Below are 23146 nucleotides of genomic sequence, written 5' to 3'. Positions count from 1 at the left end.
ATGGACGCGCGATGCGACAGTGTCGGCCAAATTTTCAGCGAAAAGATGATCAGAGATCGATGATCGTGCCGCGGCCGTCGTTCCACACCCGCATTTCGCGATGGCCGTTATTTGCCTTGGCGCGAACCGGAGCGGGCTTCATCTTCATCGAAAGCGCACGTCCGACCATGAGCACGGTCAGGATGCCGCCGACGGCGAGCGTCACCGAAAAGGTGAGAAGCAGCATAGCCACGAAAACGGTGGCGCCGGCAAGCATGAGGAAGATGGAGCGAATGTTCTGCATGGTTAGAGACCTTTCTTCGGAAAGGAATGTGGTCCTTCTCTTTCCTCTCTGCAAGGCAAGCATGGCTTTTTGTTGTTCTGCTCGATGTTCTGGGGTGGGCTGCTTGCTTCGGCTTTCAAAGCTTGGCACTAATTCGCCATGAGCCGAAATCCCACGACCCGCTCCGCCCGCCTGCGCCGTTCGGTGTTGAGTGCGCCTGCCATCAATCCCCGCGCCCTCGAAAAGACCCATGCGGTCGATTGCGATGCCGTGATCTTCGATCTCGAGGATTCCGTGGCGCCGGAAAGAAAGGCGGAAGCGCGGGAAAATCTGAGGAATTTCTTTTCGGCTCGGCCGCTCGAAGGCAAGGAGCGGATCATCCGCATCAATGACCTGTCGACCAATTTCGGTCTGGCGGACATGGAACTGGTAATCGCGCTCAATCCCGACGCCGTGCTGCTGCCGAAGGTCGACGAACCGCAGGATGTCATGGCGCTCAGTGACCTTCTCTCCGAGGCCGAAGCACCGGAAGATCTGCGCATCTGGGCGATGATCGAGACACCGCGTGGCATCCTGAATGCGGCTGTTATCGCCGAAGCCGGACGCACCCCGGGCTCGCGGCTCGATTGTCTCGTCGTCGGGCTCAACGACCTACGCAAGGAAACCGGTGTGCTTCCACAACCGGGGAGGAGCTATCTCGTGCCGTGGCTGATGCAGGTCGTCCTTGCGGTCAGCGCCTACGGGCTCGATGCGATCGACAGCGTCTTCAACGATTTCAGGGATGAACAGGGTTTCGATGCCGAATGCCTGCAGAGCCGGGCCATGGGTTTTGCCGGCAAGATGCTGATCCATCCGGCGCAGATCGAGCCCGCCAACCGCCATTTCGGCCCCGATCCGGCGGCGATTGCAGAAGCGGAGGCGATCATATCAGCCTTTGCCGACCCCGCTTCCGATGGGCTGAACGTCATCAATGCAGGCGGGCGGATGATCGAGCGGCTGCATCTTGCCCAAGCGGAAAGTCTGGTCCATAAAGCCCGCCTGATCGCAGCCCGCCAGATTGCAGCACGAAAGATGATGTAATGAAACTTTACCGCTTCCTGACCGGTCCCGACGATGCTTCCTTTTGCCACAAGGTCACCGCCGTCCTCAACAAGGGCTGGTCGCTGGAGGGCTCGCCGACCTATGCTTTCAATGCCGCGACCGGCGCGATGCAATGCGGCCAGGCCGTCGTCAAGCATGTCGAAGGCAAGGATTACGATCCTGAGATGAAGCTCTCAGAGCAGTGAGGTTTTAGCGCATAACCCCGAAATTGTAATCGATTTTCGGAAAGGATTATGCGTGATTGAAAGTGATAGAGCGTCCTTAGCGCGTCCTTGGACGCGCGGCGCTCTATCGTTCGGCGGCTTCCTCGGCGCTTGCCTCGATCCGCTCCATGTCATCGTCGCTTAGGCCGAAATGGTGACCGATCTCGTGGATCAGGACGTGGGTGATGATATCGCCGAGCGTCTCGTCGTTCTCAGCCCAGTAGTCGAGGATGGGGCGGCGGTACAGGCGGATGCGGTTCGGCATCTCGCCGGTTTCCAGCGTGAAACGTTCGGAAATGCCCCTGCCCTCGAAAAGGCCGAGCAGATCGAAAGGGGTTTCCAGCGCCATGTCCTCGAAAACGTCGTCATCGGGGAAATCTTCAATCTCGATCGTGAGGTTGGTCGTCAACTGGCGAAATTCATCCGGCAAATGGCTATAGGCCTCCATCGCCAGCGACTCGAAGGTGCTGATCGTCGGCGCATGGCGGTCCCGCCAATCATCGCTCTGGTCTATGCGGGCCATGAATATTCCTTCCTTTGCGGGCCCATATAGAACCTTTATCGCCGATTTTCGAGTGCGGAATCAAAGGCAGGAATAAATTCATAGAAAATGGCCGTTGACTCTTCATTAGCTCTCTGGAATCTATAAGAACATAACAGGAACAAGACGAATTGGAGAACGCCATGGCGCAGCACGCCCTGGCGCGCGAGCGGCTTTTTGCGCTCCGCGAAACCATCGCCAGACTGGAGGGAAGGCTCGCGCCGGCGCTTGCCGCGGCGGAGCAGGAAGCCTTGGCGGCAGGAGGTCAGACACCCAGGAGACGCATTCTGCCGCCCTTGGCGTTTGGGGTTGAATTTCTCGACAGCGCGCTGGAAGGCGGGTTGCCGCTCGATGCGATCACCGAATTCCGCTCGGCTCTGTCTCGCGATGCCGGTGCGGCAAGCGGGCTGGCGATGGCTGTTGCCGCGCGGCTGCAGAAACAGGAAGCGGATGCCGGCAGGCTTATGCCGTTGCTCTGGATCGGCGATGCCGTCGGCACGCTGGAGGCCGGTCGTCCCTATGCACCAGGGCTTCGGGATTTCGGATTGAGCCCGGAGCGGTTTCTCCATGCCGCGCCGCGCAAGCTGGATGAGGCGCTCTGGCTGGCGGAGGTGGCGGTGGAAAGCGCTGCCTTCTCGGCCGTCATCTTCGAAGTGCGAGGCAATCCCGCCCATTTTGGCCTGACCGAAAGCCGCAGGCTCAGTCTCAGGGCGCATGCTGCCCGCCGTCCGCTATTCCTTGTCCGCCAGGCCGGAGCAGAGGAGGCAAGCAGTGCGGCCTTCCGTCTGCATGTTGAGCCGGCCCCGTCCGGTCTGCGGCCGTTGCCGGATGGATCGAAACTTTCCGGCAGCATCGGCAATCCGATTTTCCGTCTCACGCTGGAGAAGAGCCGCAATCCGGCCCCGCTCTCCTTTCTTCTGGAGTGGAATCCCCATGACCGCCAATTTCTCCCTGTCGCCGAACCAAACCTCGTTCGTCCTCCAGGCGAACAGTCAGCGCATTCTGGCGCTCAGCTTCCCGCATCTGCCAACGGACCGGATCGCCCGCAAGCGATGGGGGCTCTCCTGGCGTTCGAAAGGGCGTCCTGAAACGCCGCCTATCGTCTGTTCCGGCAAGCTCAACAATGCCATGCGGCTGACGGCACTGGACGAGTTGGCCGAAAGGTTGGGGCTGAGGAAGGAGCTGGGCGTTGCCGAAGCGCGCGCCATGTACCCCATGCTCGAGGTGGCGGAAGAGGATCTGGCGGCCGACCGCCGGTTGCTGGAGGCCATTGCCGACTGGTGCGACCGCTATACGCCGCTGGTGGCGTTCGACGGCAAGGACGGTCTGTTTCTCGACATTAGCGGCTGCGCCCATCTCTTCGGCGGTGAAAAGGCGCTTCTCAAGGATGTGCTGTCGCGGCTTTTCCATATGGGATTCGATGCCCGCGGCGCGGTCTCATCGGCATCAGGCCTTTCCTGGGCCGCGTCCCGCTTCGGGCAAGGCGGCGTGATCGGGGACGAGGAGGCGGAACATGTGCTGATGTCCTTGCCGGTCGCAGCCTTGCGGCTGGAAGGACAAACCGTCGCTGCCCTGAACAAGCTCGGTCTGAAATATATCGGCGACATCATCGATGCACCGCGCGCGCCGCTGACCCGCCGGTTCGGCCCGGAGCTGCTTCTGCGTCTCGACCAGGCGCTGGGACGTGAAGAGGAGCCGGTCTCGCCCCGGCGTCCTGTTGCCAGCCTCTCGGCCGAAAGCCGCCTGATCGAGCCCATCGGGACGGAAGAGCAGATCCTTGCCGTCACCAGGCAGGTCGCCCTATTGCTGCAGCCGTCGCTGGAGGCGCGGGGGGCTGGCGGGCGGGTGTTCGAACTGGTCCTGTTCCGCGTCGACGGCAGGGTCTTTCGTATCTCCGTCGGCGCTTCGCAGCCGCTTCGCGAACCAAAGTTCATCGCCGGGCTTTTTTCCGAGCGATTGCAGGCGGTCTATGATGATCTCGATGCCGGCTATGGCTTCGAGATCCTGCGGTTGAATGTGTTGCGGCATGATCCCTTCAACGAGGCGCAGGGTGATTTCGAAGGCGACCGGCAGGGAGAGATCTCGCTTTCGGCCATCGTCGACCGGGTCTCGGCCCGGCTGGGTGCGGATTGCCTGCAAAGCTTCCAGCTTCGCGAGAGCCATGTTCCGGAACGCGCCGTCATCACGGTTCCTGTGATGGAGAGCCTTCCCAGGCGGGAGGCGGAGCAGGACATCCAGCTTCCTTTCCGCGAAGAGCGCCCGCTGCGGCTGTTTGCAACGCCGGAGCCCGTCGAGACCATACTTGCCGAAGTCCCCGACGGTCCGCCGCAGATCTTTCGCTGGCGGCGTATGCAGCATCAGGTGGCAAGAAGCGAAGGGCCGGAACGGATTGCCATGGAATGGTGGATCGATGGAAATGACGCCGAGGCGCGTGACTATTTCCGCATCGAGGATGAGACCGGACATCGCTTCTGGATCTATCGGCGGGGCTTCTATGGTCAGGAGCTTGATCCTCGCTGGTTCATGCATGGTGTGTTCGCATGACAACCACGCGCGCATTCTTTGAGATCGGCACAAGGACAAATTTCTCGTTTCTTGAAGGCGCCTCCAGCCCGGAAGAGATGGTCGTGCAGGCCGCTTACCTGAAACTCGGCGGCCTCGGGATTGCGGACCGGAATTCGGTTGCAGGCGTCGTGCGGGCGCATGCCCAGGCGGAGCAGCTTGAGGAGAGATACAAGAACAGGGATGAGATTCTGGCCCAGGCTGAGAAGGAAGGAAAAATGGAGGTCATCCTCGATCCTATCCGGGTTCAACCGGGCGCCCGTCTCGTCTTTTCCGACGGAACGCCTGATATCCTCGCCTATCCCCGCAGCCGGCGAGGCTGGGCGAACCTTTGCCGCCTTCTCAGCGCCGGCAATCTGAAGGAGGAAGCGATCAAGGGAAGCTGCATTCTGACGGAAGCGGAGCTCATGGAATGGGGGGACGAGATGATGCTTGCCCTCGTTCCCGATCGCACCCTTGTCGGTCATCAGGCGGGTCAGTCGACGCTGGAAGATTATCTGGAACGGTTTCGCAGACGCTTCCGCAAGGCTTTTTTTATGGCGCTGGCGCCAGCGTATGACGGTCGCGACAGGCAGGTCTTTGCGGTGATTGCCATGCTTGCTGCCGGAAATCGCGTGCCGCTGATTGCGACCAACCAACCACTTTACCACCATCCCGAACGCCGGCCGCTTTCGGATGTCGTGATCGCGATCCGGGAGCATGTGCAGATAGCGCAAGCCGGATTCCTGCTGGCGCCGAATGCCGAACGCTACCTCAAGGATTCACGTGAAATGGCCCGGATCTTCCGGGACTATCCCGATGCGATCGAAAATGCGCAGGTATTTTTCGACAGGCTGACCTTTTCGCTGAAGGAACTGGAGCACAATTATCCGCCTGAAAACGATCCCGGCGAAACACCGCAGGAAACTCTCGAAAGGCTGACGAGAGCAGGAGCGACAAAACGTTATCCTGATGGCATTCCTGAGAAAGTTGCAAAGCAGATCGATTACGAACTGAAGCTTATCAGTGATAAGAATTACGCCTCTTATTTCCTGACGGTGCACAGGATCATCCAGCACGCCCGCTATGAACTCAAGGTCTTGTGCCAAGGGCGCGGATCGGCGGCAAATTCGGTCATCTGCTATTGTCTTGAGATAACGGAGGTCGATCCCGAAAAGAGCACGCTGCTGTTCGATCGCTTCATTTCGATGGATCGCGACGAACCGCCGGATATCGATGTCGATTTCGAGCATGACCGACGCGAAGAGGTCATTCAGTTCATCTACAAAAAATACAAAAGAGAACATGCCGGACTGACGGCGGGGGTGACCACCTACCGCACCCGTTCGGCCGGCCGCGAGGTCGCCAAGGCCTTCGGGCTGTCGGAGGATGTCCAGTCGGCGATCAGCAGCCTCGTCTGGGGGTGGTCGGAGGACAATCTCTCTGAACGCGACGCCAAGGCGGCGGGTCTCGACGTCAAGGATCCGGTGACCCAGAACGTGCTGAAATATGCCTCCGAGCTTCTCGGCTTCCCGCGCCACCTCACCCAGCATGTCGGCGGCTTCGTCATCACGCGGGACCGGCTCGACGAGGTGGTGCCGATCATGAAGACGGCGATGCCGGATCGCTACATGATCGAATGGGACAAGGACGACCTCGACAACGTCAAGATCCTCAAGGTAGATGTGCTGGCGCTCGGCATGTTGACCTGCCTGCGGAAGGCCTTTTCGCTGCTGGAGCTGCATTACGATGTGAAGAAGACGCTCGCAGACCTTGGCCACAAGGAGCACGGGGACGAAGGTGAGCCGGTCTACGAGATGATGGGCCGGGCCGACACGCTCGGCGTCTTCCAGATCGAAAGCCGGGCGCAGATGAGCATGCTGCCGCGTCTTAAGCCGAAGGTGTTCTACGATCTCGTCATCGAGGTGGCGATCGTTCGGCCAGGTCCGATCCAGGGCGACATGGTGCATCCCTATCTGAAACGCCGGGAGCAGCGGGCCAAGAACATTCCGATCAAATATCCGAGCAAGGAGCTGGAAACGGTTCTGGAAAGAACCCTCGGCGTGCCCTTGTTCCAGGAACAGGCCATGCAGATCGCCATTACCGCCGCAGGCTTCAAACCTGCGGAAGCCGACAAGCTTCGCAGAGCGATGGCGACATTCAAAAGAACGGGTACGATCGGTAACTTCGAAAAGCGGTTCATCGAGGGAATGGTCGCAAAGGACTATGATCCGGAGTTCGCGCAACAGTGTTTCAACCAGATCAAAGGCTTCGGTGAATACGGTTTTCCGGAAAGCCATGCCGCCTCCTTTGCGCTGCTCGTCTATGCCTCTTCATGGCTCAAGGCCTATTATCCCGACGTCTTCTGCGCGGCGATGCTGAATTCCCAACCGATGGGCTTTTATGCGCCGGCGCAGCTGGTGCGGGATGCACGCGAGCACGGGGTAAAGATCCTGCCGGTCGACATCAATGCATCGAACTGGGAGTGCGGTCTGGAAGAGGCTGCCTTCGATCGGAATGCCATCGATTTCCGGCATGACAAGATGCGCGAGATCATCAAGACCCGGCATGCGGTGCGGCTGGGCTTCCGGCAGATCAAGGGTCTCTCGACAGACGATATGGAACAGCTCGTCGACAATCGAGGCAAAGGCTACAGTTCGGTGCGCGATCTCTGGCTGCGGTCCGGCCTGCAAAAATCCGTCATCGAGCGACTGGCGGATGCCGATGCGTTCCAGTCCCTCAAACTGTCACGACGCGACGCGCTCTGGGCGGTGCGGGCGCTGGATGTGAAAAGCGCGACCGAGGAGCTGCCGCTTTTCGAGCAGGTCCGTCATGTCGACCTCCAGGCCGAGCCTGCGACGAAGCTGCCAGACATGCTGCCGGGCGAACAGGTGATCGAGGATTACCGTTATCTCTCCCTGTCGCTCAAGGCGCATCCGGTTTCCTTCCTGCGGGAGGAACTTCAGAAAATGGGCATCACGCGCAATGTCGATCTTCTGACAGTACCGAACGGAAAGAGGGTGACAGTTGCTGGATTGGTGCTGGTGCGGCAGCGTCCAGGTTCGGCCAAAGGGGTGATCTTCATGACGCTGGAGGACGAAACCGGGGTCGCCAATGCCATCGTCTGGAGCAAAGTATTCGATAAATACCGGGCGATCGTCATGGGTGCCCGGCTGGTGAAAATCCGCGGCAGGCTGCAAAGCCAGAGCGGGGTGATCCATACCGTCGTCGAGCATATCGAGGACATGACGCCGGCGCTCGGTATCCTGCAACGCGAGGCCCGGCGTTTCGGCGTCTGCGAGCGATCGGACGAGGTACTGAAGCCGGGTATCGATCAGCGGCAGAGAAAGCTCGCGCAGGTACGAGATAGGGCGGAGCTGGAAAAGCGGATGGCTGCCGCAAGCGGTCATGCGGTTGTGGCGGAAACAGCCCAAGTCATGCCGCGGGGACGGAATTTCCATTAAAGAGTGATGCTAAAAAACGCCACGCGCTTTCGGACGACGTTGTGCTGTATGCCTTTGATCTAGATAGAAATTCGGATTTCAGGCCAATTCTTCAAAAGCTGTCCGCCTCCGGAGTGCCCTTCGGCCGCCCGACTGAATGACCCGCGACTCAAATTTTTTCTTGACAGTCACCATCTTCTTTAGCAGAAAACACGATAGTCAGTGTCATGTTTGGAATGAAGACGTGCTTGTCTGCAGCTGCAATTATATAACCGATAAGGAAATCCGGGAGGTTATCACCAACCTTCTCGATGAAGATTGTTGGCAGCTTATTGTGCCTGCGAAGGTCTACCACGCCATGGAAAAACGCGGCCGCTGCTGCGGCTGTTTTCCCAACGTCGTCGACATCATTATCCAGACGACCGAGGAATATCACGCCCGTCGTCACTCGACGGAGACCGAAATATTTGATTTCATGTCCCGCTTGAAACAATTCCATGAGGAAAACAGGAGAGCGGACATTGAAAGGCGACAAAAAGGTCATCGAGCGGCTTAACGAGGCGTTGTTCCTCGAGCTCGGGGCAGTCAACCAATATTGGGTTCACTATCGTCTTCTTGAGGACTGGGGTTACACCAAGCTCGCCAAGAAGGAGCGCGCCGAATCCATCGAAGAGATGCATCACGCCGATAGGCTTGTCGCCCGCATCATCTTCCTTGAAGGCCATCCCAATCTGCAGACCCTTGCACCTCTACGCATCGGCCAGAACGTCAAGGAAGTTCTGGAAGCCGATCTTGCCGGCGAGTACGACGCCCGCACAGCCTACAAGAAGTCGCGCGATATCTGTCATGACGCCGGCGACTACGTTTCCATGAAACTTTTCGAGGAGTTGCTGGCCGACGAGGAAGGTCATATCGATTTCCTCGAAACACAGATCGACCTGCTCGAGAAAATCGGCGAGAGCAAATACGGCCAGCTCAACGCCGATTCCGCCAATGAAGCCGAATAAGGTTCGAACGGGATGCCGGCCGCTCATGGCGGCCGGAGATCCTATTCCCGCCGCCGAACGCATACGGCGGCAGTCATCCCGCCGTGATCAGTCTTCCGATTGAAGTGTTTCCAAATGCTGGAACTCGGCCACCACTTGGTCGTAGACGGCGCGCTTGAAGGGCACGATCAGCCTTGGCAGTTGCTGCATCGGCTTCCATTCCCAAGCATCGAATTCCGGTTCATGGCCGCCAGGCGGCGGGTTGATGGCGATCTCGCTGTCGTCGCCGTCGAAGCGGAAGGCGAACCAGCGCTGCGTCTGGCCGCGGAATTTCCCCCTGAGCCCGATGCCGATCAGTGCCGGCGGCAGATCATAATTGATCCAGTCTCTCGCTTCGGCAAGCAGGGTCACCGTCCTCATGCCGGTCTCTTCGTAAAGCTCGCGGTAGGCAGCGTCCAATGGATCCTCGCCCCTGTCGATGCCCCCCTGCGGCATCTGCCAGAGCTGCGGCGAGCCGTCATATTCGGAATTGCCATCGGGGATGCGCCGCCCGGCCCAGACGAGGCCATCGCGGTTCAGGATCATCACCCCGACGCAGGGGCGGTAGGGCAGATCCTCGGCTTTCACGCTCGCCTGGTTCATCTTCTTCTCCGAATTGGGATTCTTCTCAGGGATGCTCTCAAGGATTCCGGGGGTCGTTGGAAAGGGCGGCAACGCCGACGATCTCGACGCCGCGCATCGCCGCCTCCTCGCTCCATTTGGCGATGGCGTCAACGCTCTCATCGAAAGCCGAGGCGATGCCGATCGCCTGGCCATTCTTGCGAGCGATGCGCTCGAGCTCGTCGAGCTTCTTCAGGACGGCGTTGATATCAAGCTGGCCGTCGAGCTGCAGGTCGGCGAAGGCATAGGGCAGTTCGGTTCCCTTGGCGATCGCCGCCGTCTTCGACTGCGCCGAGGTGCCGTCGTCGAGAAACAGCAACCCGCGCTTGCCGATGTCTCGCATGACAGGTTCCATGGCGGCGGGATCAGACAGGAAACGGCCGCCGAGATAATTCATGACGCCGGTATAGTTGGTGATCTCACCCATCGCCTTGTGCAGGTTTTCGATGTTGCGGGCGGCCGATTTTGTGGTCAACAGCGTTTCGGGGCCTGGATCGTTTGCCGGATAATCAAAGGGTTCGAGCGGCACCTGGAGAAGGATCTCGTGACCGCCGCGGCGGGCTTCCTGCATCCAGCGCTGCAGGCTGTTGCCGCTTGCGGCGAAAGCGAAGGTGATTTCCTCCGGCAGTTGCGCGATGGCGCGCTGCGTTCCGGTCTGGCTGAGCCCGAGGCCACTGACGACGATGGCGATGCGGACGCCGCGCGCCCCGGACGAGGGACGCGCATATTGATCCATCGGCCGCCGGCCGTCGGGGCCGACGGTCGGCAGCCTGCCAAAAGGCGTCTCTTCGAGCAGCGCTTCATTGGGCTGGGCCGCCATGCGCGGATCCTGGCCGATCTGCATGGCGTCGACCAGCACCGGTCCGCCGCCGTCGCGCGGGCGGGGGCTGTATTTGGTGACGACCGAGCCGTCCCCCGTGACCATCTGCTCGACATTGGCGCCCGAGCGCGGGTCGGCGCGGGGCATACCGTCGCCCCCTTTGTCCGCGGTGGCCGTCGGCGGCTGAGGGCTATTGGCAGGGGGCGTTGCGGCTTGTTCGGCCGCCGGCCGCTTGGCGCGTTCGAGCTCATCGCCGCGAAACGCCGTATAGAGGGAAAAGCCGCCTATGGCGAAAAGGCAAAGACTGGCGGCGATGCGGCCGAGGCGCAGAACACCCGGACGCTTGCGGCCGGTTTTGCGGTTGCGGCCCAGAGGCGTATGCAGGTCCGTTCCCAATTTTTCGCCCGCTCCAAAACCGGGAAACAGCAGAAAGGCTCAAGGCCGGGCGAGGTGCCCGGCCTTGAGGTGATCAATTATTTGGCGACGACGGCCTTATCTGGGTTCGGCGGGAAGGCCGGATCGGTCTTCTTGCCGCGCAGAAGGTCGAGCGCGTAGTTCAGCTGAACGTCGTCCTTGGGGTCCGGCGGGACGTAGGCAACGGAACCCGAACCTTCATCGGTTTCGCTCTGGCCCTTGATGTGGCCGCGCAGGCTGGATTCGCCTTCGGTCACCATCTTGCCCTGCAGTTCCTGCGGCAGCGGCTCCTCGACCTTGATGTCGGGAGTGATGCCGGTACCCTGGATCGAGCGGCCCGACGGCGTGTAATAGAGCGCCGTGGTCAGGCGCAGCGCGCCGTTTTCGCCGAGCGGGATGATCGTCTGGACGGAACCCTTGCCGAAGGAGCGAGTGCCGAGAACGGTGGCACGGCGCAGATCCTGAAGAGCGCCGGCGACGATTTCCGATGCGGAAGCCGAACCGCCGTTGATCAGCACGATCACCGGCTTGCCATCCGTCAGGTCGCCCGGGCCGGCATTGAAGCGGCGTGTTTCATCCGGGTTGCGGCCACGGGTCGAAACAACTTCGCCGCGCTGCAGCAGGGCATCGGAGACGTTGATCGCCTGGTCGAGCAAACCGCCCGGATTGAGGCGCAGGTCGAGAACATAACCCTTCAGCTTGTCGGCCGGAACGGTTTCCTTGATCTTCTTGATCGCCTTTTCCATGTCAGGATAGGTCTTCTCGGTGAAGGAGATGATGCGGAGATAACCGACATCGTCCTCGACACGCGACTTGACTGCCTGGACGGCCACGACGTCACGGACGATCGTCAGCTCGATCGGCTTGTCGGCACCCTTGCGGATCAGCGTCAGCTTGATCGGCGTGTTGACGGCGCCACGCATCTTCTCGACGGCGTCTTCCAGCTTCAGCCCGCGCACGGACTGGCCGTCGATTTCGGAGATATAGTCGCCGGCGAGAACGCCGGCCTTGGCGGCGGGCGTGTCGTCGATCGGGGTGATGACCTTGACGAGTTCGTCTTCCATCGTGACTTCGATGCCGAGGCCGCCGAACTCACCCTTGGTCTGGGTGCGCATGTCCTCGGCGTCCTTCGAATTCATGTAGCTCGAATGCGGGTCGAGCGAGGAGAGCATGCCGTTGATGGCGTTCTCGATCAGCTTGTCTTCCGCAGGCGGCGTCACATATTGCGCACGCACACGTTCGAAGACATCTCCGAAAACCGAAAGTTCCTTGTAAGTCGAGGATCCGGCCGCTTCTGCCGGCACACCCGCCGAGTAAATGACGCTCATTGCGGTCGCACCCATCAATGCGCCGACCAGAACAAGAGAAGCCCTACGAATCATTGCGTGCCTTTCCAGTGTCTTTGGCGGTCCACCACGGCCGGGAATCGACCGGTTTACCGTCCTTTCGAAATTCAATGTAAAGCGTTGGCCGGTTCGTTTCCAGCGCCAATGCAGTCGCGCTTGCCACTCTTTTCGCGCCCATCACGGCAAGTGGCTCACCGGAGAAAACGAATTTTCCCTGACGGGTATTGATCGTATCCATTCCCGAGAGAACCAGGTGGTATCCATCGCCCGCGTCGAGGATGATCATCTGGCCGTAACTGCGGAACGCGCCGGCGAAAACCACCAGACCATCCGCAGGCGCCGTCACCACCGTTTCTGGATTGGTGGCCACCGTCATTCCCATGGCTTCGTGCCCGGTGCCGTCGGCATCGCCGAACTGGCGCAGGATATCGCCCGTAACGGGCACCTCCAATTTCGCCTTCAATTCTCCGAAGGGATATGCGGGCGCAATGCGGTTTTTATCGGGCACGCCGCTGTCGGCGAGTGCCTTGGCCTGGGCGCGCTGCTCGTCCGTCAGCAGCTTGCGGTTCTCTTCCGCCTGGCGGGCGGCAGCGGCGGCATCCCGCACCGAAGCGATCTCGGATTCCATCGAGGCGACGAGGCCTTCGAGGCTGGTCGCCTTGCCTGCCAATTCCTCCGAGCGTTTCCGTTCGGCCTCGAGTTCGGCGGCGTTGCTGCGGCTGAGCTTGTCGTTTTCGGCAAGCAGCAGATCCATGCGCCGCTCTTCCTCGATGCCGTTGGTCATCGTCGCCGTCAGCGAGGTCTTCTCGGCAGCGCTTGCGGTCTGCAATGCGGCGAGGCTTGCGAGGTCTGCAGCAAGCTTGTCGGTCTCCTTGCGAATGCCGGGCACGACGGCGCCGAGCAGAATGGCGCTGCGCACGGAGGCAAGCGCATCGTCGGGGGTGACAAGCAAAGCGGGCGGTGGGTTGCGGCCCATGCGCTGGAGCGCTGCCAGCACCTCGGCCAGCAGACCGCGGCGCTCGTGCAGGGAATGGCGGATGCCATCCTCCTTGACGCCGAGATCGGCAAGCTTGTTCTCGCTTTCGAGGAGCTGCTTTTCGAGCGCCTTGCGGCGGGCGGCGGAATCGATCAGTGCTTGGCGGATGCTATCCGTGCTCTTTTCGAGATCGGCGATGCTCTGCTGAAGCGCGCTCACCTTGTCGGTGGAGAGGCTGATCGTCTTCGACAGGGTTTCGAGTTCGGCACGAGTCTGATCACGTTTGGCGGCAAGTTCGGCGGCTGGATCGGGTGGCGCCAGCCCGGCTGCCGGCTGCGGTGCAGATTGTGTCGCCTCGGGCGCGGCATCTTGCGCCCGGACGATGAACGGATCTGCCGACATGACGATCACCGCCACAGCGGCGCCGGCCGCGATAGCCGGTAGGATCATGCGGTGTCGCCTGATGGATGCTCTCGTCATGCGTGTTGGGGCACTTTCTCAAATCGCGCGGAGACTAAGCTGATTTGGTGCACTTTGCCAGAAAGTTCGAAGGAGAACGGGTGGCCAGGCAAACACGGCTGCGTGACATTGCGACGCATTGCCGGGGTATCGGGCCGACGCATCAGGCCGACACGGCATCAGACGCGGTGATAGGGGTGGCCGGACAGGATGGTAACGGCGCGATAGAGCTGTTCGGCGATCAGCGTGCGCACGAGTTGGTGAGGCCAGGTCATCTTGCCAAGGCACAGCGTGGCGTCGGCACGATCGTACAGGGAGGGATCGAGTCCGTCGGCGCCGCCGATCGCGATGGTCAGTTCGCGTTTGCCCTGGTCGCGATAGGCGCCGAGCAGGTTTGCGAAGGCTTCGCTGTCGAGCGCCTTGCCGCGTTCATCGAGAAGAATGAGGATACTGCCATCGGCAAGCGATTTCAGAAGCATCGCCGCCTCTTCGCGCTTGCGGGTCTCCGCATTGGAGGCACGGCTTTCGGCGACTTCGGCAACACGGGTCAGTTCGAGGCCGACGGCAGGGCCGGCCTTGGCGAAACGATCGAAATAACGGGCGGCAAGATCCTTTTCCGGGCCGGACTTCAGCCGTCCCACCGCAAAAAGACCTATTCGCATTCATCGGCTCCCGCTCATGCGACACTTCGGGCGCACACTGCACCAGCGGCCGGCTTGTGATGTTTGCCGGCCAGCCAATGCCACGTCTCAGGCGCCGGACAGAATGCCGGCTCGCCTTTCAGTGCCGTGTTTCTTCATCCATATCCGGAGCCGCCCACATCTTTTCGATGTTGTAGAACTCGCGGATTTCGGGACGGAACACATGCACGATAATGTCACCGGTGTCGATCAGGACCCAATCGCCGCCTTCCTGACCTTCGACGCGGGCCGTACCGAAGCCGTCGTCCTTAAGGTCGGTGAGCAGGTGATCCGAGATCGCCATGACATGCCTGTTCGAGCGGCCGGAGACGACGATCATGTAGTCTCCCAGGGCCGATTTTCCGGCAATGTCGATGGTAACGATATCTTCAGCTTTGGAGTCCTCGAGGCTGGCGAGGACGGTTTCTAGGGCGCGGGCGGCGGCATCGGCGCCACGTTCCGCACTCTTCGGGATAACGGCAAACGTTTTTCCCTTGGCGTGTACTGTTGTCAGTGCTTTCCCTTTCCTGGAATGACAAACCATGCACAACACAGATCCGATCGCGACCGGATATGGTTAAGATAGGCATCAAACCATTAATGTTTCAAGACATGCTAAGGTACGGAACGGCCGAAAACCCGATCTGCCGTTCGAATTGAAGCATTTGGCTGCTCGGGGCGGCCTCGTGCGGGCGGTGTACAGTTTCCATGCCGCAGCGTAAAGTGCGGCAAATTCCACGATCTCCCGATTCAATGACCGACTCAGCCGCAAAAACACTCGTGCCCGTCCTGCGAATCAGCTTCCCGGATGAGGATCGTCTCGGCCATGGCAAGATGGAACTGCTGGAACATATCCGCCAGACCGGATCGATCTCGGCGGCCGGGCGGGCGATGGACATGTCCTATCGGCGGGCATGGCTGCTGGTCAGCGAGATGAACCGGATGTTTAACGAACAGGTGGTGGAATCGCAGCGCGGCGGGCAGAAGGGCGGCGGCGCGGCGCTGACGCCGTTCGGCGAGGAATTGCTCGAGCGTTTCCGCCGGATGGAAAGGACGATGCGCACCAGCCTCGCCGACGATCTCGCCTGGCTTGAGGGCAAGCGCAACCTGCAGCAAGGCGAACGCGGCTGATCAGGCCTCCAGGGCAACTGTCTTGATGACGGCGAAGACCGCCCTTCCCGGTCGAAGATCCAGACGCTCGCAGGACAATGTCGTGATCCGGGAAAGAATGATATCGCCGCCGCAATCGAGCCGGATTTCCACGGTTCCGTCCTCGGTCGACGACATCCCGTCTATCCTTGCTTCCAGGATATTCAGCGCGCTGAGCCCCTCTGGCCTTGCGGTCGCCAGCATGACATCGCGGGAGGGGATGCGGATGCGAACCGATTTGCCGGGCGCAAGGGCGGCTCCCGGAATATGGAGTTGACAGGATTTCAGCGCGACCGTCGATAGACGGTGCCGCGCATCGAAGCTTTCGACCGTGCCTTCCAGCAGTGCGCCCGCTTCCCGCCGGTCGGAGGCGGTGGAGGGGCGGCTCAATATGTCGATGGCAGGGCCTGTCGCTTCCACGTTGCCGTCACGCATGACGATGACCTGGTTTGCCAGCCGCGCCACCTCAGCGATCGAATGGCTGACATAGACGATCGGTATGTCGGTCTCGTCGCGCAATCGTTCCAGATAAGGCAGAATCTCGGCCTTGCGCGCATCATCGAGGGCGGCGAGCGGCTCGTCCATCAACAGCAGGCGGGGCGAGGAGAGAAGTGCGCGGCCGATGGCAACGCGCTGCTTCTCGCCGCCGGAAAGTTTTGATGGGCTGCGCTCCAGCAGCGTCTCGATGCCGAGCAGGTCGACGATGTGATCGAAGCTCTCGCCGTGTGCCGGTCTCGGCGCGAACCAGCGGCCATAGGTGAGATTGGCGCGAATGCTGAGATGCGGGAAAAGTCGGGCCTCCTGGAAGACATAACCGAAGCGGCGACGATGTCTCGGCACGAAGATGCCGGTTGCGGTTTCAGTCAAGACTTCGCCGTCGAGGATGACGCGGCCTTCGTCCGGGCGGGCGAGACCGGCGATGATGCGGATCATCGAGGTCTTGCCGGAGCCGGAGCGGCCGAACAGCGCGGTGACGCCACGCTCGGAGGTGAAGGCGGCATTGAGCGAAAAGGCGCCGAGCCTCTGTTTTGCCTCGACGATCAGCGTCATTCCGGGTCGATCCTCCGGCCGGCGAGACGAGCGAGGAATTCGGAGGCGAGCAGGGCGGCCATGGAAATGACGACGGCGACGAGCGTCAGGCGGAGCGCGCCGGCATCGCCGCCCGGCACCTGGGTGAAGGTGTAGATCGCCGACGACAGCGTCTGGGTTTCGCCGGGAATGTTGGAAACGAAGGTGATCGTCGCGCCGAATTCGCCCATCGCCTTGGCAAAAGAGAGGATCATGCCGACGATGATGCCGGGCAGGGTCAGCGGCAGGGTGATCGTCAGGAAGATCCAGACGGGGCCGGCGCCGAGCGTTCCGGCCGCCTCTTCCAGCTTGCGGTCGACCGCCTCGATCGACAGGCGGATGCTGCGCACCATCAGCGGAAAGGCCATGACGGCGCAGGCCAGCGCAGCACCCGTCCAGCGGAAAGACAAGACGATGCCGAAATACTGGTCGAGCAGGCTGCCGATCGGACCGCGGCGGCCGAACAGGATGAGGAGAAGAAAACCGGTGACGACCGGAGGCAGGATCAGCGGCAGATGAACGACACCGTTCAGTATCGACTTACCCCAGAAGCGGCCACGGGCAAGCAACAAGGCGACGAGGATGCCGAAGGGCAGGCTCGCCAGCATGGCGACGATCGAGACGCGCAGGCTGAGCAGGATCGCCGTCCATTCCTCATTGCTCAAGCCGAAGATGTCCAAATGCAGTTGTCTCCCTGGAAATTCGGTGTCACCCAGTGCCTGCCCCTCATTCGCCTGCCGGCACCAACCGGGGTCGAGCCACGGGTCTCGACCCGTCCTTCGGACCCCCGCTTGCGGGGCGAAGGGGAATAGCCGCGCCCGCTCGGTTCCCCTCAAACCTTTCGCAGGGTACGTCCCCTCGCCCCGTTTACGGGGAGAGGGTTAGGGTGAGGGGCAGCTTCACGCTAGGCCGTCACTGTTGATTCCGCAATCATTTCGCCCCCTCAATCACTTGAGAACGGTAAAACCCTGCGCCGCGAAGAAGGCGGCGGCCTTGTCGGATTTCAGGAAGTCGAGATAGGCTGATGCATCCGGGTTCTTGCTCTCGGCGAGGATTGCGATCGGATAGATGATCGGCGGATGGGAATCGGGGGGGAAAGTGCCGACGATGGCGACACCCTTATCGGCTGCGGCATCCGTCTGGTAGACGATGCCAAAGGGCGCTTCGCCGCGCGAGACGAGGGCAAGGGCGGCGCGCACGCTTTCGGCGCCGGCGACCTTGGTTTCGACCGATTTCCAGACGCCGAGCTTTTCGAGCGCGGCAATGCCGTATTTGCCGGCCGGAACCGATTTCGGCTCACCCATGGCAAGCTTGCCGTCGCCCAAAAGCCCTGCGAGATCGAAGCCTTGCTTGATCTCAACCGGTTTTGCCTTGTCCTTTTCCGCAACGAGCACGATCTTGTTGCCGAGCAGGTTGGAGCGGGTGTCGGCCTTGATCAGGTTCTTCTTGGCGACATAATCCATCCAGTCGAGATCGGCCGAGATGAAGACATCGGCAGGGGCCGCGTTTTCGATCTGCTTGGCCAGCGCCCCGCTCGCCGCATAGGAGGCGACGGCTTCCTTGCCGCTTTCCTTCGTCCAGGCGGCATTGGCGGCGTCGAGCGCATCCTTGAGGCTCGCCGCAGCAAAGACGGTGAGCTTTTCGGCCGCGGCAGCAGGCGCTGAAAGCGCTGTCGCGCCAAGCCAGAGGGCTGTGATCGCGGCGATTGCCAGTTTCATCCATCGGCGGCGGTTCTGCATAATTCGTTCCCAGGAGTTCGAAATATTGCGACGAATATAACGGTCGAGGCGTCTTGGCTAGGGATATATCCAGGAAAATATATCCGTATCGACGCTCGCGTTTGCAGCGGCGCAATGTTCACGCATTCGTGAGGTGCATGGCTTCCGCCGAAAGTGAGATCAGCAGCGCGAAAATACCCGGGAGTCAGGTTTACAAACCGCAAGGACTCCCGGCGACCGGGGCTGGTTCGTTATTGTTTGCTAATAAAAACAGCAATGGGGAAGCAAAATTCACCTCGAGATTTGCATCCGTTGCATTGCTGCAATGCACCAATCGGTATTCACCTTTTTGTCGAATATGATAAAACATACTCATCGACACGGCTTCTCCTCCTCCCATAGCCGTTCGATAGGGTCGACAACACTCCTCCTCCCAGTTGTCGATCGAGTTCATAAGCCCGACGGATCTCCTCCCCCGTCGGGCTTTCTCGTTTTCTGGATCTTCTGTAATCAGGCTGGCGCATGCGTCTTGCTGGGCGCGCGGCGCTTTATTCGGCGTCGCCGTGCGACGAGCCGTTGCGGATTGCCGTCGAGCTCAGGCCGGAGCGCGGCCCGTGGATAAAGGTCCAAGCCGGGGCACGCTTCTTCCAGAGAATACGGGCATCATCCTCATCGACACGGGCGAAATCGAAGGTCCTGGCCATTTTCGAGGAGAGGAAGGAAAGCGTCGCACCCGGCCGATCGATCACCGCGATCGGGAAGGTGCGGGCAATCTCCTGCCACTTCTGCCATTTGTGAAAGGTCTGCAGGCTGTCTGCGCCCATGATCCAGATGAAATGAACATGCGGATTGCGCGCCTTGACGCGGGCAAGCGTGTTGGCGGTGTAGCTGGTGCCGAGCGTCTGTTCGAAGGCGGTGACCTTGATGCGTGGATCGGGTGCAACACGCTCGCTTTCGGCAATGCGCTCGGCGAGTGGTGCGAGCTGGTTGCGGCTTTTCAGCGGATTGCCGGGTGTGACCATCCACCAGAGCTGGTCGAGGCCGAGCCGCTTGAGGGCGATCTCGGCGACGAGCGCGTGGCCCTGATGCGGTGGATTGAACGAACCGCCGAACAGACCGACGACCATGCCGCGCTCGCTGTGCGGCATGCGGAGATAGTGCCGGTCCACATTGTCGATCGTCACGTCAGGGCCGCGTTTGTCCGGCGCCGTGCACCCGATATTTGAAAGAAGTGAGCTGTTCGACGCCGACGGGGCCACGGGCGTGCATCTTGCCGGTGGCGATGCCGATTTCCGCACCCATGCCGAACTCGCCGCCATCGGCAAACTGCGTCGAGGCATTGTGCAGCAGGATCGCCGAATCGACCTCGGTGAAGAAACGCGCGACGACGTCAGGATCCTCGGCGATAACAGCCTCGGTGTGGTTCGAGGAATAGGTCTGGATATGGGCGATGGCGCCCGAAATGCCGTCGACGACGGCAACCGAAATGATCGCGTCGAGATATTCGGTCGACCAGTCCTCTTCGGTCGCGGGCTTCATGCCGGGGGCGACCTTCAGCACTGTTGGCGAAGCGCGGATCTCGCAGCCGGCCTCCGCGAGAGCATCGAGCAGCGGTGTCAGATGCGTGCCGATCGCGGCGCCGTCGACGAGCAGGGTTTCGGCTGCGCCGCAGATACCGGTGCGGCGCATCTTGGCGTTGACGATGATCCTCTTGGCCATCTCGATATCGGCCGAGGCATCGACATAGATGTGGCAAAGGCCTTCGAGATGGGCAAAGACCGGCACACGCGCCTCGCTCTGCACGCGGGCGACCAGGCTCTTGCCGCCGCGCGGCACGATGACGTCGATCGCCCCGTCGAGGCCGCGCAGCATGGCGCCGACGGCGGCGCGGTCGGTGACCGGAACGAGCTGGATAGCATGCTCTGGAAGCCCTGCCGCCTTCAGGCCCTCGACCAGGCAGGCATGGATAGCCTGCGATGAACGGCGCGAATCCGAGCCGCAACGCAGGATGACGGCATTGCCCGCCTTGACGCAGAGGGCGCCGGCATCCGCCGTGACGTTCGGCCGGCTTTCGAAGATCACGCCGATGACGCCGAGCGGCGTGCGGACGCGCTCGATCTTCAGGCCGTTCGGCCGGTCCCAGGCAGCGATGACTTCACCGACCGGATCGGCAAGGGCGGCGATGGCGCGGATTCCCTCGGCCATTTCGGCGATGCGCTTGTCGTTCAGCGTCAGCCGGTCGACGAAGGAAGCGAGCATCTCGGTGCCTTCGATGTCCTTCAGGTCCTTGGCATTCTCGGCAAGAATATGCGCCTTGTTCGCCAGGATCGCATCGGCCATGGCGTTCAGCGCGCTGTTCTTGGCCTCGGTGGACGCAAAGCCCAGCGGTCGTGCAGCAGCCTTTGCCTTGCGGCCGATGTCTTTCATTAGCACGTCGATGTCAGGGCCCGGCGCAACGGTATCAAGCATAGCTCGCGTCCTTCTTCTGCCTTTCCGATTTCGAACCGATCTGCGCGGTCATCACCATGTCATCGCGATGGACCATGGCGGCGCGCCCGGCATAACCGAGGATGGCCTCGATCTCCGCCGACTTGCGACCGGCAATCCGGCGGGCGTCGTCGGCATCGTAGCTTACAAGGCCGCGGGCGATCTCGCGGCCGGCCGGGCCGATGATCGCCACCGTGTCGCCGCGGCTGAAGAGGCCGGAAACGCTGCGAACACCAGCGGGAAGCAGGCTCTTGCCGGCGCCGAGCGCTGCGACGGCGCCGTCATCGACATGCAGTTCGCCGGCCGGCTGCAGCTGCCCGGCAATCCAGGTCTTGCGGGCGGTAACAGGTGTGCCCGATGGCGCAAACCACGAGGAACGCGCGCCGTTTTCGATCGCCGACAAAGGATTGTCGGTCTTGCCGGAGGCGATGATCATCGCGCAGCCCGATGCCGTTGCAATCTTGCCGGCATCGATCTTGGTGCGCATGCCGCCGCGCGAAAGCTCGGAGGCAGCACCCCCGGCCATTGCCTCGATCTCGGGGGTGATTTCGGCAATCGTCTCGAGGAACGTTGCGTTCGCATCGAGATGCGGCGGCGCGGTGTAGAGGCCGTCGATATCGGAGAGAAGAATGAGCAGATCGGCGCCGGTCATCGTCGCGACGCGGGCGGCCAGGCGGTCGTTGTCGCCATAGCGGATCTCGCTGGTCGCAACCGTATCGTTCTCATTGATGATCGGCACAGCGCCGATCTTCAGGAGTTGATTGATGGTGGCGCGCGCATTGAGATAGCGGCGGCGCTCCTCGGTATCGCCAAGCGTCAGCAGGATCTGGCCGGCGACGATCTCGTCGCGCGACAGGCTTTCCGACCAGGCGCGCGCCAGCGCGATCTGGCCGACGGCGGCCGCCGCCTGGCTTTCCTCCAGTTTCAGCGCGCCTGACGGCAGGTCGAGCACCGAGCGGCCGAGCGCGATTGCGCCCGAGGAGACGACGAGCACATCGATGCCCTTGGCCTTCAGGCCTGAGATATCGGCACACATGGCGTCGAGCCAGGATTTCTTCAGCCCGGCCTTGCGGTCGACCAGAAGCGCGGATCCGATCTTGATGACGATGCGGCGGTAGCGGCCAAGCGGCTTACGGCTGGTCATCGTCCTCGCCCTTGTCCTCGCCCTCATCGCTGACGACCATGTCGCGATGGCGCAGCTTCGGCACCTTGGCCGGCCTCTCCTCGGTATTGGCTTCGACGATGATGTCGCGCAGCGCACGCAGCACCTCGGTCATGCCTTTGCCGGTGACGGCCGAAATCTGGAACGGCGTCTTGCCGCAGGCCTTGGCCAGTTCCTTGGTCTTCTTCTTCAACTCGGCATCGTCGAGCACGTCGATCTGCGACAGCGCCACGATCTCGGCCTTGTCGGTCAGCTCGTTTCCATAGGCTTCGAGTTCGTGTTTGACCGTCTTATAGGCCTTGCCGACCTTTTCTTCCTGGGCGGAGATGAGGTGGAGCAGCACGCGGGTGCGCTCGACATGGCCGAGGAAACGGTCGCCGATGCCGACACCTTCATGGGCGCCTTCGATCAGGCCCGGAATGTCGGCCAGGATGAATTCGCGCTCATCGATGGTGGCGACGCCGAGGTTGGGATGCAGCGTGGTGAAGGGATAGTTGGCGATTTTCGGCCGGGCACGGGTGACGGCAGCCAGGAAGGTCGATTTGCCGGCATTGGGCAGGCCGACGAGGCCGGCATCGGCAATCAGCTTCAGGTGCAGCCAGATAGTCTTTTCCTCGCCGGGCAGACCGGGATTGGCCCAATCCGGCGCCTGATTGGTCGAGGTTTTGAAATGGGCGTTGCCGAAGCCGCCATTGCCGCCATGAGCGAGACAGTAACGCTGGCCTTCGACAGTCAGGTCGCAGATCAGCGTTTCCTGATCTTCCTCGAAGATCTGGGTGCCCACGGGAACCTTGAGCGTCACGTCGCTGCCATTGGCGCCGGTGCGGTTCCTGCCCATGCCATGGGTGCCGATCGTCGCCTTGAAATGCTGCTGATAGCGGAAATCGATCAGCGTGTTCAGGCCGTTGACGGCCTCGACCCAGACGTCGCCGCCGCGTCCGCCATCACCGCCATCCGGGCCGCCGAACTCGATGAATTTCTCGCGCCGGAAGGAAACGCTGCCGCCGCCGCCGTCCCCGGACTTGATATAGACCTTTGCTTCGTCGAGAAATTTCATTTTACTTCCAATACTCAGTGGCAGTTGGACGGCCCGTCTTGGCCCATTCGATATAGGCGGTTCCGACGGAGGT

General features: G+C 61.3%; 24 protein-coding genes. 8 read left to right on the top strand and 16 right to left on the bottom strand.

Annotation, left to right across the window (positions count from 1 at the left end):
• Window positions 1–49: 49 nt before the first annotated feature.
• On the bottom strand, window positions 50–283 hold the full coding sequence (locus N2600_RS22135; RefSeq protein WP_162114985.1) for a hypothetical protein: 234 nt from the start codon (window positions 281–283) through the stop codon (window positions 50–52).
• Between the two features lie 138 nt (window positions 284–421).
• Here N2600_RS22135 and N2600_RS22130 point away from each other — a divergent pair, with 138 nt between their 5' ends.
• Together N2600_RS22130 and N2600_RS22125 are read left to right on the top strand one after the other, a co-directional pair.
• Window positions 422–1342, top strand: coding sequence for an HpcH/HpaI aldolase/citrate lyase family protein (locus tag N2600_RS22130; RefSeq protein WP_162114986.1), 921 nt, complete (start codon window positions 422–424; stop codon window positions 1340–1342).
• Window positions 1342–1548, top strand: a complete 207-nt coding sequence (locus N2600_RS22125) for a DUF1737 domain-containing protein (RefSeq protein WP_017966045.1) — start codon at window positions 1342–1344, stop codon at window positions 1546–1548. The genes N2600_RS22130 and N2600_RS22125 overlap by 1 nt, the downstream gene beginning before the upstream one ends.
• 103 nt (window positions 1549–1651) lie before the next feature.
• On the opposite strand, the gene N2600_RS22120 is transcribed toward N2600_RS22125, so the two are convergent.
• Window positions 1652–2089 carry a metallopeptidase family protein gene (locus N2600_RS22120; protein WP_003589582.1) on the bottom strand — a complete coding sequence of 146 codons (438 nt, stop codon included), beginning with the start codon at window positions 2087–2089 and terminating at the stop codon, window positions 1652–1654.
• 161 nt (window positions 2090–2250) lie between these two features.
• On the opposite strand from N2600_RS22120, the gene N2600_RS22115 reads away from it, so the two are divergent.
• From N2600_RS22115 to bfr, 5 genes are all read left to right on the top strand, one after another.
• Window positions 2251–3195, top strand: a complete 945-nt coding sequence (locus tag N2600_RS22115) for an ImuA family protein (protein ID WP_246726508.1) — start codon at window positions 2251–2253, stop codon at window positions 3193–3195.
• 40 nt (window positions 3196–3235) lie between these two features.
• Window positions 3236–4651, top strand: coding sequence for a Y-family DNA polymerase (locus tag N2600_RS22110; protein WP_260298857.1), 1416 nt, complete (start codon window positions 3236–3238; stop codon window positions 4649–4651).
• Entirely contained in the window at window positions 4648–8112 is a 3465-nt protein-coding gene (locus N2600_RS22105; RefSeq protein WP_260297403.1) for an error-prone DNA polymerase, read from the top strand. Before N2600_RS22110 ends, N2600_RS22105 begins: the two co-directional genes overlap by 4 nt.
• Window positions 8113–8248: 136 nt before the next feature.
• The gene (locus N2600_RS22100) at window positions 8249–8647 is read left to right on the top strand and encodes a (2Fe-2S)-binding protein (RefSeq protein ID WP_017966049.1); all 399 of its coding nucleotides are present in this window, start codon (window positions 8249–8251) and stop codon (window positions 8645–8647) included.
• Window positions 8613–9098: a bacterioferritin gene (gene bfr / locus N2600_RS22095; protein WP_017966050.1), complete on the top strand. Its 486-nt coding sequence runs from the start codon at window positions 8613–8615 to the stop codon at window positions 9096–9098. The genes N2600_RS22100 and bfr overlap by 35 nt, the downstream gene beginning before the upstream one ends.
• Window positions 9099–9185: 87 nt before the next feature.
• Here bfr and N2600_RS22090 read toward each other — a convergent pair whose 3' ends face one another.
• From N2600_RS22090 to rsfS, 6 genes are all read right to left on the bottom strand, one after another.
• Complete coding sequence (locus N2600_RS22090; RefSeq protein ID WP_260297400.1) at window positions 9186–9719, bottom strand: RNA pyrophosphohydrolase; 534 nt, start codon at window positions 9717–9719, stop codon at window positions 9186–9188.
• Between the two features lie 37 nt (window positions 9720–9756).
• Window positions 9757–10953 carry a divergent polysaccharide deacetylase family protein gene (locus N2600_RS22085; protein WP_260297399.1) on the bottom strand — a complete coding sequence of 399 codons (1197 nt, stop codon included), beginning with the start codon at window positions 10951–10953 and terminating at the stop codon, window positions 9757–9759.
• 77 nt (window positions 10954–11030) lie between these two features.
• On the bottom strand, window positions 11031–12353 hold the full coding sequence (locus N2600_RS22080; protein WP_170279948.1) for a S41 family peptidase: 1323 nt from the start codon (window positions 12351–12353) through the stop codon (window positions 11031–11033).
• Window positions 12343–13743 carry a murein hydrolase activator EnvC family protein gene (locus tag N2600_RS22075; protein ID WP_260297398.1) on the bottom strand — a complete coding sequence of 467 codons (1401 nt, stop codon included), beginning with the start codon at window positions 13741–13743 and terminating at the stop codon, window positions 12343–12345. The genes N2600_RS22080 and N2600_RS22075 overlap by 11 nt, the downstream gene beginning before the upstream one ends.
• A 188-nt stretch (window positions 13744–13931) precedes the next feature.
• Window positions 13932–14414: a 23S rRNA (pseudouridine(1915)-N(3))-methyltransferase RlmH gene (gene rlmH / locus N2600_RS22070; protein WP_170257988.1), complete on the bottom strand. Its 483-nt coding sequence runs from the start codon at window positions 14412–14414 to the stop codon at window positions 13932–13934.
• Window positions 14415–14532: 118 nt separating this feature from the next.
• A complete protein-coding gene (gene rsfS, locus N2600_RS22065; RefSeq protein ID WP_032985179.1) occupies window positions 14533–14976 on the bottom strand; it encodes a ribosome silencing factor in 444 nt (147 codons plus the stop codon).
• Window positions 14977–15185: 209 nt separating this feature from the next.
• Between rsfS and N2600_RS22060 the strand changes: the two genes are divergently transcribed.
• The gene (locus N2600_RS22060) at window positions 15186–15563 is read left to right on the top strand and encodes a winged helix-turn-helix domain-containing protein (protein WP_162114994.1); all 378 of its coding nucleotides are present in this window, start codon (window positions 15186–15188) and stop codon (window positions 15561–15563) included.
• On the opposite strand, the gene modC is transcribed toward N2600_RS22060, so the two are convergent.
• The 8 genes from modC to obgE all read right to left on the bottom strand — a co-directional run bounded on the left by modC (window position 15564) and on the right by obgE (window position 23073).
• Window positions 15564–16631 (bottom strand): molybdenum ABC transporter ATP-binding protein, encoded by a 1068-nt coding sequence (gene modC, locus N2600_RS22055; RefSeq protein WP_260297395.1) that lies wholly within the window; start codon window positions 16629–16631, stop codon window positions 15564–15566.
• On the bottom strand, window positions 16628–17329 hold the full coding sequence (gene modB, locus N2600_RS22050; protein ID WP_170257984.1) for a molybdate ABC transporter permease subunit: 702 nt from the start codon (window positions 17327–17329) through the stop codon (window positions 16628–16630). Before modB ends, modC begins: the two co-directional genes overlap by 4 nt.
• 267 nt (window positions 17330–17596) lie before the next feature.
• Entirely contained in the window at window positions 17597–18388 is a 792-nt protein-coding gene (gene modA, locus N2600_RS22045) for a molybdate ABC transporter substrate-binding protein (RefSeq protein ID WP_260297394.1), read from the bottom strand.
• 190 nt (window positions 18389–18578) lie between these two features.
• Entirely contained in the window at window positions 18579–18821 is a 243-nt protein-coding gene (locus N2600_RS22040) for a hypothetical protein (RefSeq protein ID WP_260297393.1), read from the bottom strand.
• 94 nt (window positions 18822–18915) lie between these two features.
• The gene (locus tag N2600_RS22035) at window positions 18916–19515 is read right to left on the bottom strand and encodes a nicotinate-nucleotide adenylyltransferase (protein WP_260059004.1); all 600 of its coding nucleotides are present in this window, start codon (window positions 19513–19515) and stop codon (window positions 18916–18918) included.
• 37 nt (window positions 19516–19552) lie between these two features.
• On the bottom strand, window positions 19553–20836 hold the full coding sequence (locus tag N2600_RS22030) for a glutamate-5-semialdehyde dehydrogenase (protein WP_260297392.1): 1284 nt from the start codon (window positions 20834–20836) through the stop codon (window positions 19553–19555).
• Window positions 20829–21998 carry a glutamate 5-kinase gene (gene proB, locus N2600_RS22025; RefSeq protein WP_260297391.1) on the bottom strand — a complete coding sequence of 390 codons (1170 nt, stop codon included), beginning with the start codon at window positions 21996–21998 and terminating at the stop codon, window positions 20829–20831. The genes N2600_RS22030 and proB overlap by 8 nt, the downstream gene beginning before the upstream one ends.
• On the bottom strand, window positions 21985–23073 hold the full coding sequence (gene obgE, locus N2600_RS22020; RefSeq protein ID WP_260297390.1) for a GTPase ObgE: 1089 nt from the start codon (window positions 23071–23073) through the stop codon (window positions 21985–21987). The genes proB and obgE overlap by 14 nt, the downstream gene beginning before the upstream one ends.
• Window positions 23074–23146: the final 73 nt, after the last annotated feature.

The sequence above is a fragment of the Rhizobium sp. WSM1274 genome, from assembly GCF_025200775.1.
Lineage (GTDB): Bacteria > Pseudomonadota > Alphaproteobacteria > Rhizobiales > Rhizobiaceae > Rhizobium > Rhizobium leguminosarum_I.
Note: the sequence above shows the minus strand (reverse complement) of the source record. Positions and strands in the feature narration are given on the sequence as shown.

Excerpts from the sequence above, each read along its gene's own strand:
- N2600_RS22135 (WP_162114985.1), bottom strand. The coding sequence starts at position 283 with ATGCAGAACATTCGCTCCATCTTCCTCATGCTTGCCGGCGCCACCGTT.
- N2600_RS22130 (WP_162114986.1), top strand. The coding sequence starts at position 422 with ATGAGCCGAAATCCCACGACCCGCTCCGCCCGCCTGCGCCGTTCGGTG.
- N2600_RS22125 (WP_017966045.1), top strand. The coding sequence starts at position 1,342 with ATGAAACTTTACCGCTTCCTGACCGGTCCCGACGATGCTTCCTTTTGC.
- N2600_RS22120 (WP_003589582.1), bottom strand. The coding sequence starts at position 2,089 with ATGGCCCGCATAGACCAGAGCGATGATTGGCGGGACCGCCATGCGCCG.
- N2600_RS22115 (WP_246726508.1), top strand. The coding sequence starts at position 2,251 with ATGGCGCAGCACGCCCTGGCGCGCGAGCGGCTTTTTGCGCTCCGCGAA.
- N2600_RS22110 (WP_260298857.1), top strand. The coding sequence starts at position 3,236 with ATGCGGCTGACGGCACTGGACGAGTTGGCCGAAAGGTTGGGGCTGAGG.
- N2600_RS22105 (WP_260297403.1), top strand. The coding sequence starts at position 4,648 with ATGACAACCACGCGCGCATTCTTTGAGATCGGCACAAGGACAAATTTC.
- N2600_RS22100 (WP_017966049.1), top strand. The coding sequence starts at position 8,249 with ATGACCCGCGACTCAAATTTTTTCTTGACAGTCACCATCTTCTTTAGC.
- N2600_RS22090 (WP_260297400.1), bottom strand. The coding sequence starts at position 9,719 with ATGAACCAGGCGAGCGTGAAAGCCGAGGATCTGCCCTACCGCCCCTGC.
- N2600_RS22080 (WP_170279948.1), bottom strand. The coding sequence starts at position 12,353 with ATGATTCGTAGGGCTTCTCTTGTTCTGGTCGGCGCATTGATGGGTGCG.
- N2600_RS22075 (WP_260297398.1), bottom strand. The coding sequence starts at position 13,743 with ATGATCCTACCGGCTATCGCGGCCGGCGCCGCTGTGGCGGTGATCGTC.
- rlmH (WP_170257988.1), bottom strand. The coding sequence starts at position 14,414 with ATGCGAATAGGTCTTTTTGCGGTGGGACGGCTGAAGTCCGGCCCGGAA.
- rsfS (WP_032985179.1), bottom strand. The coding sequence starts at position 14,976 with ATGGTTTGTCATTCCAGGAAAGGGAAAGCACTGACAACAGTACACGCC.
- N2600_RS22060 (WP_162114994.1), top strand. The coding sequence starts at position 15,186 with ATGACCGACTCAGCCGCAAAAACACTCGTGCCCGTCCTGCGAATCAGC.
- modC (WP_260297395.1), bottom strand. The coding sequence starts at position 16,631 with ATGACGCTGATCGTCGAGGCAAAACAGAGGCTCGGCGCCTTTTCGCTC.
- modA (WP_260297394.1), bottom strand. The coding sequence starts at position 18,388 with ATGCAGAACCGCCGCCGATGGATGAAACTGGCAATCGCCGCGATCACA.
- N2600_RS22040 (WP_260297393.1), bottom strand. The coding sequence starts at position 18,821 with ATGAACTCGATCGACAACTGGGAGGAGGAGTGTTGTCGACCCTATCGA.
- N2600_RS22035 (WP_260059004.1), bottom strand. The coding sequence starts at position 19,515 with ATGCCGCACAGCGAGCGCGGCATGGTCGTCGGTCTGTTCGGCGGTTCG.
- N2600_RS22030 (WP_260297392.1), bottom strand. The coding sequence starts at position 20,836 with ATGCTTGATACCGTTGCGCCGGGCCCTGACATCGACGTGCTAATGAAA.
- proB (WP_260297391.1), bottom strand. The coding sequence starts at position 21,998 with ATGACCAGCCGTAAGCCGCTTGGCCGCTACCGCCGCATCGTCATCAAG.
- obgE (WP_260297390.1), bottom strand. The coding sequence starts at position 23,073 with ATGAAATTTCTCGACGAAGCAAAGGTCTATATCAAGTCCGGGGACGGC.